The 11,576-nt window shown below is 71.0% G+C and carries 9 protein-coding genes and 1 tRNA gene; 7 read left to right on the top strand and 3 right to left on the bottom strand.

Annotation, left to right across the window (positions count from 1 at the left end; translation table 11 throughout):
• Positions 1 to 377 precede the first annotated feature (377 nt).
• From eno to ACFV2S_RS29880, 6 genes are all read left to right on the top strand, one after another.
• A complete protein-coding gene (gene eno / locus ACFV2S_RS29905; RefSeq protein ID WP_366309122.1) occupies positions 378 to 1,664 on the top strand; it encodes a phosphopyruvate hydratase in 1,287 nt (428 codons plus the stop codon).
• A 90-nt stretch (positions 1,665 to 1,754) separates the two neighbouring features.
• Positions 1,755 to 2,225, top strand: coding sequence for a septum formation initiator family protein (locus ACFV2S_RS29900; RefSeq protein ID WP_383785817.1), 471 nt, complete (start codon positions 1,755 to 1,757; stop codon positions 2,223 to 2,225).
• A gap of 26 nt (positions 2,226 to 2,251) precedes the next feature.
• On the top strand, positions 2,252 to 2,794 hold the full coding sequence (locus tag ACFV2S_RS29895) for a DUF501 domain-containing protein (protein WP_383785820.1): 543 nt from the start codon (positions 2,252 to 2,254) through the stop codon (positions 2,792 to 2,794).
• Positions 2,791 to 3,705 (top strand): exopolyphosphatase, encoded by a 915-nt coding sequence (locus ACFV2S_RS29890; RefSeq protein ID WP_385565687.1) that lies wholly within the window; start codon positions 2,791 to 2,793, stop codon positions 3,703 to 3,705. Before ACFV2S_RS29895 ends, ACFV2S_RS29890 begins: the two co-directional genes overlap by 4 nt.
• A gap of 370 nt (positions 3,706 to 4,075) precedes the next feature.
• Positions 4,076 to 5,461: an NAD(P)/FAD-dependent oxidoreductase gene (locus ACFV2S_RS29885; RefSeq protein WP_385565683.1), complete on the top strand. Its 1,386-nt coding sequence runs from the start codon at positions 4,076 to 4,078 to the stop codon at positions 5,459 to 5,461.
• A 174-nt stretch (positions 5,462 to 5,635) separates the two neighbouring features.
• Positions 5,636 to 6,940: a class I SAM-dependent methyltransferase gene (locus ACFV2S_RS29880; protein WP_385565679.1), complete on the top strand. Its 1,305-nt coding sequence runs from the start codon at positions 5,636 to 5,638 to the stop codon at positions 6,938 to 6,940.
• Between the two features lie 57 nt (positions 6,941 to 6,997).
• On the opposite strand, the gene ACFV2S_RS29875 is transcribed toward ACFV2S_RS29880, so the two are convergent.
• On the bottom strand, positions 6,998 to 9,529 hold the full coding sequence (locus tag ACFV2S_RS29875) for an ABC transporter permease (protein ID WP_385565676.1): 2,532 nt from the start codon (positions 9,527 to 9,529) through the stop codon (positions 6,998 to 7,000).
• Between the two features lie 89 nt (positions 9,530 to 9,618).
• Complete coding sequence (locus ACFV2S_RS29870; protein WP_383785833.1) at positions 9,619 to 10,389, bottom strand: ABC transporter ATP-binding protein; 771 nt, start codon at positions 10,387 to 10,389, stop codon at positions 9,619 to 9,621.
• 391 nt (positions 10,390 to 10,780) lie between these two features.
• Between ACFV2S_RS29870 and ACFV2S_RS29865 the strand changes: the two genes are divergently transcribed.
• Positions 10,781 to 10,865: transfer RNA gene (locus ACFV2S_RS29865), tRNA-Leu, on the top strand.
• Between the two features lie 8 nt (positions 10,866 to 10,873).
• Here ACFV2S_RS29865 and ACFV2S_RS29860 read toward each other — a convergent pair.
• A complete protein-coding gene (locus ACFV2S_RS29860; RefSeq protein WP_385565672.1) occupies positions 10,874 to 11,488 on the bottom strand; it encodes a hypothetical protein in 615 nt (204 codons plus the stop codon).
• Positions 11,489 to 11,576 lie beyond the last annotated feature (88 nt).

The raw sequence follows: 11,576 nt of genomic DNA, 5'->3' as shown, positions 1-11,576 counted from the left end.
GGGGGGGGGGGGGCGCGGCCCCCCCCCCGGGCGCCCCCCCCCCCCCCCCCCGCGCCCCCCCCCGCCGCCGCCCCCCCCCCCCCCGGCCCCCGCGCCCCGGGGGTCTCCCCTTTGTTACGGAGGAACCCGACGGTTCCTCCGGCCCTGGGGGGAAGCCGACGGTTCCGCGCCCCTGGGCGGAAGCTGACGGTTCCGAGGGTTACCGCCCAGTAGATCCGGGGCCCTTCGTCCCGGAATGCGTGCCCTTGGGTCCTTTTTCGTCCCAGGGGGCGGGCGCGCGGCGGGCGGGAGCCCCCGAGCCGGTTAGGCTCTTGTCGCAAGGCCGAGCGACCCTGCACCGGCCTCGCGTCACATCCAGCGTCACATCCCAGAAGGAGATGCTCGTGCCGTCCATCGACGTCGTCGTAGCCCGGGAAATCCTGGACTCCCGAGGCAACCCCACGGTCGAGGTCGAGGTCGGCCTCGACGACGGCAGCACCGGCCGTGCTGCTGTTCCGTCCGGCGCCTCCACCGGTGCGTTCGAGGCCATCGAGCTTCGCGACGGTGACCCCAACCGCTACCAGGGCAAGGGTGTCGAGAAGGCCGTCCTCGCCGTCATCGAGCAGATCGGCCCGGAGCTCGTCGGCTACGACGCCACCGAGCAGCGCCTGATCGACCAGGCCATGTTCGACCTGGACGCCACGGAGAACAAGGGCTCGCTCGGCGCCAACGCCATCCTCGGCGTCTCCCTCGCCGTCGCGCACGCCGCCTCCGAGGCCAGCGACCTCCCGCTCTTCCGCTACCTGGGCGGCCCGAACGCGCACCTGCTGCCCGTTCCGATGATGAACATCCTCAACGGTGGGTCGCACGCCGACTCCAACGTCGACATCCAGGAGTTCATGATCGCCCCGATCGGCGCGGAGTCCTTCTCCGAGGCCCTCCGCTGGGGCGCCGAGATCTACCACACGCTCAAGGGCGTCCTGAAGCGCAAGGGCCTCTCCACCGGCCTCGGCGACGAGGGCGGCTTCGCCCCGAACCTCGAGTCGAACCGCGCCGCCCTGGACCTCATCATCGAGGCCATCAAGGAGGCCGGCTACGCCCCGGGCACCGACGTCGCGCTCGCGCTCGACGTCGCCGCGTCCGAGTTCTACAAGGACGGCGTGTACGAGTTCGAGGGCAAGTCCCGCTCGGCCGCCGAGATGACCGAGTACTACGAGGAGCTCGTCTCCGCGTACCCGATGGTCTCCATCGAGGACCCGCTGTACGAGGACGACTGGGCCGGCTGGAAGGTCCTCACCGACAAGCTGGGCGCCAAGGTCCAGATCGTCGGCGACGACCTCTTCGTCACCAACCCGGAGCGCCTGGCCCGCGGCATCGAGGAGGGCACCGCGAACGCCCTCCTGGTCAAGGTCAACCAGATCGGCTCGCTGACCGAGACGCTGGACGCCGTCGAGCTGGCCCAGCGCAACGGCTTCAAGTGCATGATGTCCCACCGCTCCGGCGAGACCGAGGACGTCACCATCGCCGACCTCGCCGTCGCGGTGAACTGCGGCCAGATCAAGACCGGCGCGCCGGCCCGCTCGGACCGCGTCGCCAAGTACAACCAGCTGCTGCGCATCGAGGAGATCCTCGACGACGCCGCCGTCTACGCCGGTCGCAGCGCCTTCCCGCGCTTCAAGGGCTGACAGCGTCACACCTGGTAGTTCCGTCCGTCCCCGCACTCGGTCCCGTACCGTGTGCGGGGACGTACGCGTGAACAGGGGAGGCGACACGACATGGCCGCGAAGGACCGGGACCGGTTCTCGACCGCGACCCGGATCAGACTGCTCGGCGAGCAGACCGCCGCCCGTGTCTACCGCTCCCAGACCCGCCGCCAGGCCCGCCGCTCCCGGCTCACCGGCCGCGCGGCCTTCCTCGCCCTCGTCGTCTGCTCCCTCGTCGTGGCCCTCGCCTACCCGATGCGGAGCTACGTCTCCCAGCAGGGCGAGATCGCCGAGCAGGAGCGCAGGGCCGCCGAGGCCGCCCGGCGGGTCGAGGAGCTGAAGGACGAGAAGGCGCGCCTCCAGGACCCGGCCTACGTCCGCCGCCTCGCCCGCGAGCACCTGCACTACGTGCTCCCCGGCGAGACCGGCTTCACCGTGAACGACCCCGACGCGGAGCAACGGCCCCGCGCCGACCAGGGCACGGCCGACCGCCCCTGGTACGACAACCTCTGGGACGGCGTCGACCACGCCGACCGCCCCTGACCCTCCGCGACACGAACAAGGCAGACATGGAAACGCCCCCTCCGCAGACCGAAAGCACCGCGCCGACCGAGACGGACATCGCGGCCTTCGAGCTCCAGCTCGGCCGCCCGCCCCGCGGCCTGCGCGCCATCGCCCACCGCTGCCCGTGCGGCAACCCGGACGTCGTCGAGACCGCGCCCCGGCTCCCCGACGGCACGCCGTTCCCGACCACGTACTACCTGACCTGCCCGCGTGCGGCCTCGGCCATCGGCACGCTGGAGGCCAACGGGGTCATGAAGGAGATGCAGGCCCGGCTCGCCACCGACCCGGAGCTCGCCGCCGCCTACCGGGCCGCGCACGAGGACTACCTCGCCCGCCGTGACGCCATCGAGGTCCTGGAGGGCTTCCCGAGCGCCGGCGGCATGCCGGACCGGGTCAAGTGCCTGCACGTCCTCGTCGGACACTCGCTCGTGGCGGGCCCCGGCGTGAACCCCTTCGGCGACGAGGCGCTCGCGATGCTGCCGGAGTGGTGGGCGAAGGGCCCGTGCGTGACGCCGTGCGCGGAGAAGAAGGAGGGCGAGGAGAAGTGACCCGGGTCGCCGGAATCGACTGCGGTACGAACTCCATCCGCCTCCTCGTCGCGGACCTCCACCCGGAGACGGGCGAGCTCGTCGAGCTGGACCGCCGGATGACGATCGTCCGGCTCGGGCAGGGTGTCGACAGGACCGGCCGGCTCGCCCCCGAGGCCCTGGAGCGGACCTTCGCGGCCTGCCGCGAGTACGCCGGGATCATCGAGGAGCTGGGCGCCGAGCGGCTCCGCTTCGTCGCCACCTCCGCCTCCCGCGACGCCGAGAACCGCCAGGACTTCGTGGACGGCGTCGTGGAGATCCTGGGCGTCGAGCCCGAGGTCATCACCGGCGACCAGGAGGCCGCGTTCTCCTTCACCGGGGCCACCGGCGAGCTGCACGGGGACGACCGCCGCCTGGTCGTGGACATCGGCGGCGGCTCCACCGAGTTCGTCGTCGGCAACACGCACGTCGAGGCGGCCCGCTCCGTCGACATCGGCTGCGTCCGGCTCACCGAGCGCCACGTCCGCCACGACCCGCCGACCGCCGAGGAGGTCGCCGCGATCCGCGCCGACGTCCGGGCCGCGCTCGACCTCGCCGCCGGGACCGTGCCGATCGACACGGCCGAGACCCTCGTCGGGCTCGCCGGCTCGGTGACCACGGTCGCCGCCATCGCCCTCGGGCTCCCGGAGTACGACTCCGAGAAGGTCCACCACGCCCGGATCTCCGCCGAGCAGGTCGCCGAGGTGACCGAGCGGCTCCTCGCCTCCACCCACGACGAGCGGGCCGCGATCCCCGTCATCCACCCCGGCCGGGTCGACGTGATCATCGCCGGGGCGCTGGTCCTGAGGGAGATCGTGGAGCGCGTCGGGGCCCGCGAGGTCGTCGTCAGCGAGCACGACATTCTCGATGGGATCGCCCTATCCGTGGCATAGCGGGCGGCTATCGACCCCTCCGGCGACACCCCGTCGGAAAAGGTTCGTGAAGTTCTTCACAAGGAAAAGGGCCCTGTTGGCGTCCGAGGAGGGTCTTTAGGCCCTTCGGGGGGCGCCGCAGGGCCCTTTCGTAGGTGCGGAGGCCGAATCGCTCGTTGTTTCCATCGTGTGAACCTGGGGTCCGGTTCAGCGTTAACGGGCGCTCTCCAGGCCAGTTCACGAGGGGTGAACAACGTTCGCCAGTGCACCCCGGTTCCTTTGCAGGACCATGATGTGGATCACGTGGGCGGCGGAGTGTAGCAGAGGTGTCCGGAGAGCTTGTGAAGGGGCGCACGAGCACCCCCCTGGGGAGGGGTGGATACTCGATGCCATGAGCACCACGGAGCGTCCCAGGATCCTCGTAGTAGGCGGCGGGTACGTAGGCCTGTACGCAGCTCGGCGCATCCTCAAGAAGATGCGCTACGCGGAGGCGACCGTCACGGTCGTCGACCCGCGGTCGTACATGACCTACCAGCCCTTCCTCCCCGAAGCCGCCGCCGGCAGCATCTCGCCGCGTCACGTCGTCGTCCCGCTGCGACGCGTCGTCCGCGGAGCCGAGGTGCTCACCGGCCGGGTCACCACCATCGACCAGGACCGCAAGGTCGCCACGATCGCGCCGCTCGTCGGCGAGGCGTACGAGCTGCCGTTCGACTACCTGGTCATCGCCATGGGCGCGGTCTCCCGCACCTTCCCGATCCCCGGCCTCGCCGAGCAGGGCATCGGCATGAAGGGCATCGAGGAGGCCATCGGCCTGCGCAACCACGTCCTCGAGCAGCTCGACAAGGCCGACTCGACCACCGACGAGGAGGTCCGCCGCAAGGCGCTGACCTTCGTCTTCGTCGGCGGTGGCTTCGCCGGCGCCGAGACCATCGGCGAGGTCGAGGACATGGCCCGCGACGCCGCGAAGTACTACCAGAACGTGTCGCGCGAGGACATGCGCTTCGTCCTGGTCGACGCGGCCGACAAGATCCTCCCCGAGGTGGGCCCCAAGCTCGGCCAGTACGGCAAGGAGCACCTGGAGAGCCGCGGGATCGAGATCTACCTCGAGACCTCCATGGACTCCTGCGTCGACGGCCACGTCGTGCTGAAGAACGGCCTCGAGGTCGACTCCAACACGATCGTCTGGACCGCCGGCGTGAAGCCGAACCCGGCGCTCTCCCGCTTCGGTCTGCCGCTCGGCCCCCGCGGCCACGTGGACTGCAACGAGAAGCTCCAGATCAACGGCCTCGACTACGCCTGGGCCGCGGGCGACAACGCCCAGGTCCCGGACCTGGCCGCGATCAAGGCCGGCGTCCCGGCCGAGCGCGCCTGGTGCCCGCCGAACGCCCAGCACGCGCTGCGCCAGGCCAAGGTCCTCGGCGACAACGTGGTGGCCGGCATGCGCGGCTTCCCGCAGAAGGACTACAGCCACGCCAACAAGGGTGCGGTGGCCGGTCTCGGCCTGCACAAGGGCGTCGCGATGATCGTCATGGGCAAGATGAAGATCAAGCTCAAGGGCCGTCTCGCCTGGTACATGCACCGTGGCTACCACGGCATGGCGATGCCGACGTTCAACCGCAAGATCCGCGTCTTCGCCGACTGGACCCTCGGCATGTTCCTCAAGCGCGAGGTCGTCTCGCTCGGCGCCATGGAGACGCCGCGCGAGGAGTTCTACGAGGCCGCCAAGCCCGCCCCGGCGCCGGCCGCCCCGGCGCAGGAGAAGGCCAAGGCCTCCTAAGCACCACCCGCAGTACACGCAAGGCCGTAAAAGGGCCGTCCGCCATCCGTGGTGCGGACGGCCCTTCGCGTGTTTTACGGACTTGTTGCGCGGCGGCGGGACTGGAATCGCCTACGGACGGTGTTCCCTTGGTGACGAGCATTTCTGGGGCACGAGATCACGGAGGTGTGCACCATGGCCGACGCCGCGTCGCGGCTGACGACTCTCGCCGAGGAACTCCTCGGAGGACCGCTCCCGGTCCGTCTGCGAGCCTGGGACGGCAGTGAGGCCGCACCCCCCGGCGTCGGAGCGTCCGGCCCCGTCCTGATCGTCCGCGACCGCAGGGCCCTGCGGAGGATGATCTGGAAACCCGGCGAACTGGGCCTGGCCCGCGCCTGGGTGGCCGGCGAGCTCGACGTCGAGGGGGACCTCTACGAGCTCCTGGACCGCCTCTCGGGCCTCCTCTGGGAGCGCGGCGGGGAGACCAGGAGCCTGCTGGACTCCGTACGCGATCCCGGGCTGCGCGCCGCCGCCCGTGCCCTGCTGCGGATCGCCGGGCCCCTGCCGCCGCCGCAGCCCCCGGCCGAGGAGATGCGCGGCCGCCACGGCAGCCGCCACAGCCGGCGCCGCGACCGGCAGGCGATCAGTCACCACTACGACGTGGGCAACGACTTCTACGCGCTGGTCCTCGGCCCCTCGATGGTCTACTCGTGCGCGTACTGGACCGAGAACGGCACCCTGGAGGACGCCCAGCGCGACAAGCTGGACGTCATCGCCCGCAAGCTGCACCTCCAGGAGGGGGACCGGCTCCTCGACGTGGGCTGCGGCTGGGGCTCCATGGCCATCCACGCCGCCCGCGAGTACGGCGCCCGGGTCGTCGGTGTCACGCTCTCCCGCGAGCAGGCCGCCTTCGCCCGCAAGAGGATCGCCGAGGAGGGCCTCGCCGACCTGATCGAGATCCGCGTCCAGGACTACCGGGACGTCACGGACGGGCCGTACGACGCGATCTCCTCGATCGGCATGGCCGAGCACGTCGGCGCCGTGCAGTACCGGGAGTACGCCGACACGCTGTACGGCCTCCTCAAGCCCGGCGGGCGGCTTCTGAACCACCAGATCTCCCGGCGCCCCGAGCCCGACGAGGGGGCCTACGAGGTCGACGCCTTCATCGACGCGTACGTCTTCCCCGACGGCGAACTCGCCCCCATGGGACGCACCCTGACGACCCTGGAGGACGCCGGCTTCGAGGTCCGGGACGTGGAGGCGATCCGCGAGCACTACGCGCTCACGCTGCGCCGCTGGGTGGCCAACCTGGAGGGCGACTGGGAGCGGGCGGTGCGGCTCACCTCGCCCGGCAGGGCCCGGATCTGGCGGCTCTACATGGCGGCCTCCGCGGTCTCCTTCGAGCGCAACCGGATCGGCGTGAACCAGTTCCTCGCGGTGAAGACCCCGGTGTCGGGGAAGAGCGGCACGGCGCTGCGGCCGCGCGTCTGGCAGGAGTGAGACACCGAGGGCCGGCCCCCGTGCGGGGGCCGGCCCTCTTCGTCCGTACGGCCGCGGCTACTCGGCCTTGATGGCGGAGAGCATGTTCAGCTTCGCCGCGCTGCGGGCCGGCCACAGGGAGGCGAGGACGCCGACCAGGGCGGCCAGGACCAGGAAGAGTCCGATCCGGTCCCAGGGCAGGACCAGGACGTAGCCCGGCAGGCTGCTCTTGAACGTCTCGCCGATGGCCCAGCCGAGGAACGAGCCGAGGCCGATGCCGACGACCGCGCCGAAGACCGAGATGACGACGGCCTCCAGACGGACCATCCGCTTCACGCGGCGCCGGTCGAGACCGATCGCGCGGAGCATGCCGATCTCCTGCTGGCGTTCGAAGACGGACATCGCGAGGGTGTTGACGACACCGAGGACGGCGATGACCAGGGCCATGCCGAGCAGGCCGTACATGATGTTGAGCAGCATGTTGATGGGGCCGCCGAAGGAGTCACGGATGTCCTTGTGGTCCATCACCGTGATCGCCGGGTTGTCGCCCATGGCCTTGGCCAGGGCCCGCTCGTTCGCCGCGCTCGCGCCGCCGTCCGTCGACACGAAGATCTGACGGATCTCGGCCTGCTCCTCGTGCGCGGTGACCAGTTCGTGGTCGGCCAGGACCGGCGAGACGAACTCGTTGGCCCGGTAGACCGCGCCGACGGTCAGCTCGCCCTTCTGCTTGTCGAGGTACTCGACGGGGACGGAGTCGCCGACCTTCAGGCCGCGCTTCGTGGAGACGTTGTCGTCGATGGCGATCGTGTTCCCGCCGAGGGAGGACAGCGAGCCCTTCAGGACGTCCAGCTTGAGGACCTTCTCGATGGCGCCGGGGGTGACACCGGAGACCGAGGTGTAGTCGCCCTTCAGCTCGAAGGCGCCGGCCTGCTGCGGGGAGAGCGCGGTGACGCCCGGTGCCTTCTCCAGGGCGGTCAGCGCCTCCGGGCTCAGACCGTTGCCGCTGGCCATGGAGACCATGTAGTCGGCCTTGATCTGGTCCGTCGTCACCTTGTCGAGGGCCGAGCCGACCGTGGCGCCGAGCACCGAGAGGCCGGTGACCAGGGTCAGGCCGATGGCGAGCGCGGAGGCGGTGGCGCCGGTGCGGCGCGGGTTGCGGACCGCGTTGAGGCCGGCGAGCTTGCCCGAGACCCCGAAGAGGCCGACGAACAGCGGGCGGATCAGGGCGATCACGGGCCGGGACAGCATCGGGATCAGGACGATGACGCCGATGAGGGTGAGGAACGCGCCGCCCGCGATGAGCATGCGGCCGTCGTCGCCGCCCTGGCCGGCGCCGAGCACGATCAGGGCGACACCGAGCGCGGTGAACGCGGCACCGATCGAGTTCCGCACGACGAGCGACTTGGTGCTCGCGGTGGCGTGGACGCTGCTCATGGCGGCGACCGGAGGGATCCGCGCGGCGCGGCGGCCGGGCAGCCAGGCGGCGAGCATGGTGATCAGGACGCCGACGCCGAAGGCGGCGACGGCCGGGGTGGCTTCGAGGACCAGGTCGCCGGCCGGGACCTTCAGGTCGAAGGCGGTCATGGCCGAGCGGAGGCCGACGGCCAGGCCGATGCCGAGGGCGTAGCCGACGGCGGAGGCGACCAGGCCGACGAGACCGGCCTCGGCGAGGACGGAGCGGGTGATCTGCTTGCGCGAGGCACCGACGGCGCGCATCAGCGCGAGTTCCTTGGTGCGCTGGGCGACCAGCATGGTGAAGGTGTTGGAGATCAGGAAGATCCCGACGAAGAGCGCGATGCCGGCGAAGCCGAGGAGGACCTGGTTGAGGGCGCCGAGGCCGGACTCGATGTCCTTGGCCTGCTGGTCGGCGAGGGCCTTGCCGGTCTGCCCGGTGGCCGACTTCGGGACGACCTTCAGGACCTCGTCGAGGAGCTTGCCGTCGCTGGCGCCGGGGGCGGCGGTGACGGTCAGGTCCCGGTAGAAGCCGGGCTTCAGGTAGAGCTTCTGGGCGACGGCGTTGTCGAAGACGACCAGGCTGCCGCCGGCGTTGACGGCGCCGTCCTCGGTGGTGAAGACACCGGAGAGGGTGTACTCCTTCACCGGGCCGTTGGTGGCGACGCGGACGGTGTCGCCGACCTTGTAGCCGCCCTTGTCGGCGGTGTCCCGGTCGAGCGCGATCTGGCCGGCCGCGGCCGGGCCGCCGCCCGCGACGAAGGCGTACGCGCGGTCCTTGCCGTCCTTGCCGGGGGCGAAGTTGGTTCCCTTGTTGGACCAGCCGCTGCCGATCAGCTTGCCGTTCTTGTCGGGCACACCGGCGAAGCCGTCGACGCGGGGGGTGACGGAGGCGACGCCGTCGAGCCGCGCGACCTCGTCCACGACCTGCTGGGAGAGGCCGGGGGTCTTCCGGGCCTCCTCGGGGTTCGGGTACATCGTGACGGAGACGGCGACGTCGTCGTAGCTCTTGGCCGACTGGTTGCGGAAGGCCTGGCCGAGGGTGTCGGTGAAGACGAGGGTGCCGGAGACGAAGGCCACGCCGAGCATCACGGCGAGGACGGTCATCAGCAGTCTCGCCTTGTGCGCGAGGACGTTGCGCAGGGCGGTACGGAACATGGGTGGGTCCTGGAGTCCTGGAGGAGGGGGGTCGGGTCCGGGGTGACGCGCGCGGTACCGGTTTCGGGTCCGGTTCCGGCGCCACGGCGTCAGCTCGTACGGCCCTTGGCGTCGAAGGCCTTCATGCGGTCGAGGACGCCGTCCGCCGTCGGGCGGAGCATCTCGTCGACGATCCGGCCGTCCGCGAGGAAGATGACGCGGTCCGCGTAGGAGGCGGCCATCGCGTCGTGGGTGACCATGACGACGGTCTGGCCCAGCTCGCGCACCGAGTTGCGCAGGAAGCCGAGGACCTCGGCGCCGGAGCGCGAGTCCAGGTTTCCGGTCGGCTCGTCGCCGAAGATGATCTCGGGGCGGGAGGCGAGGGCGCGGGCCACGGCCACGCGCTGCTGCTGGCCGCCGGAGAGCTCGGACGGGCGGTGGCTGAGGCGGGCGGAGAGGCCGAGCATGTCGATGACCTGCTGGACCCACTGCTTGTCGGCCTTGCGGCCGGCGATGTCCATGGGCAGCGTGATGTTCTCCAGGGCGGTCAGCGTCGGCAGCAGGTTGAACGCCTGGAAGATGAAGCCGATCTTGTCCCGGCGCAGCTGGGTGAGCTGCTTGTCCTTCAGGGTGGAGAGCTCCGTCTCGCCGATCCGGACCGAGCCGGAGGAGAAGGAGTCCAGTCCGGCGACGCAGTGCATCAGCGTCGACTTGCCGGAGCCGGAGGGGCCCATGATCGCGGTGAACTCGCCCTGCCGGAAGTCCACGCTGACGTGGTCGAGCGCGACCACCTGGGTCTCGCCGTGTCCGTAGACCTTCGTGAGATCCGTGGCGCGGGCGGCCACCGCGGTGGCGCGGGACACGGTGGGGGTGGTGGTCACGGGAGGACTCCTGTCACTGCGACGGCGATTCGGGAACCCCTCCATCGTCTCGGGCGTTCCGCTCCCGGACGTCCGCCCACGTGCCCGTTCCCGGGGCCGTCTGGAGTCTGACCGGAGGCCCGCTCCCTCCTCCTTTGGGATGACGGGATCCCTGACTCCGTCCGGTGGCGAACCCGCCGGACGGAGGTGACAGACCTGCGACGACTTTTCGTCATTCCAGGGGGTGCGCCTTTGGGCCTGCGACCCCCGTCACAGTTTGGCGAAACGGCCCCCACCTGCACTGACGCACCCTCAGACGTCAATAAAATAAGACAACATCGGTCCGACGTTCCGCTGATCGGGGGAAACCGTCCCGATAGGCTCATGTGCCGACGCGGAGCTTCGCGGCGACGCCCGGATGGTGGAATGCAGACACGGCGAGCTTAAACCTCGCTGGCCTTCGGGCCGTACCGGTTCGAGTCCGGTTCCGGGCACCACGGCTTCGCTATTCCGGCAGGCGCTCCAGCAGCCAGGTGCCGTACTCCTTGGAGAGGAGCGGGCCGCCGGGGGCCGCCCCGCCCGTGATCGTCTCGTCCACGAGCTCCTCGGTCAGGCCGTCCGGCACGCCGCCGTCGACGAGCCGGAGGAACGCCGGGATCCGGGGCCGGTCGCCCATCCGGCTCAGCTCCGCCTCGTCCTCCAGCTCCGGTGCGGCGCCGTTGTGGGAGAAGAGGACGCCCGTCCGGTGGTCGAGCCGCTGGTACTCCATGCCGGCGAGGGCGTAGCGGGCGGCGAGGGCGCCCTGCCCGGTGCCGCCGACGGCCAGCGGGGCGTCGCCGTGCCGCTCGGCGAGGGCGCGCGTGACGGTGTTCTGCACGATCCCGCCGTCGCCGGTCATGGAGCCGTCCTCGGGCAGGGCGAGCAGGATCAGGTCGTGACCGCGGGCCGTCAGCTCGGAGAGCAGGGAGTACGCGCCGTGGTCCGCGCCCGCGGCGAGGTCGGCGAGCCCGGTGCCGGAGTCGCCGGCCAGGAGGACGGGCCGGGTGAGGCGTCCGTGCGCGGTGAAGACCCACGCGGTCGCGTGGCGCAGGGTCCAGGTGTCGGTCGGTTCGGGGGCCATGGGCGCTCCTGTGGAGGGAATCGTTCCGTACGGGACGAGCCTGGCCGTGCGGGGAGGTTTGGCGCCGGTGAAGATCGGAAACTTGCGG

The sequence above is a fragment of the Streptomyces sp. NPDC059695 genome, from assembly GCF_042733785.1.
Lineage (GTDB): Bacteria > Actinomycetota > Actinomycetes > Streptomycetales > Streptomycetaceae > Streptomyces.
The sequence above is the reverse complement of the archived record's forward strand: the minus strand, read 5'-3'. Positions and strand labels throughout refer to the sequence as shown.

Bases quoted from the DNA above. Each gene is read 5' to 3' on its own strand.
- eno (WP_366309122.1), top strand. From the start codon at position 378: ATGCTCGTGCCGTCCATCGACGTCGTCGTAGCCCGGGAAATCCTGGAC.
- ACFV2S_RS29900 (WP_383785817.1), top strand. From the start codon at position 1,755: ATGGCCGCGAAGGACCGGGACCGGTTCTCGACCGCGACCCGGATCAGA.
- ACFV2S_RS29895 (WP_383785820.1), top strand. From the start codon at position 2,252: ATGGAAACGCCCCCTCCGCAGACCGAAAGCACCGCGCCGACCGAGACG.
- ACFV2S_RS29885 (WP_385565683.1), top strand. From the start codon at position 4,076: ATGAGCACCACGGAGCGTCCCAGGATCCTCGTAGTAGGCGGCGGGTAC.
- ACFV2S_RS29880 (WP_385565679.1), top strand. From the start codon at position 5,636: ATGGCCGACGCCGCGTCGCGGCTGACGACTCTCGCCGAGGAACTCCTC.
- ACFV2S_RS29875 (WP_385565676.1), bottom strand. From the start codon at position 9,529: ATGTTCCGTACCGCCCTGCGCAACGTCCTCGCGCACAAGGCGAGACTG.
- ACFV2S_RS29860 (WP_385565672.1), bottom strand. From the start codon at position 11,488: ATGGCCCCCGAACCGACCGACACCTGGACCCTGCGCCACGCGACCGCG.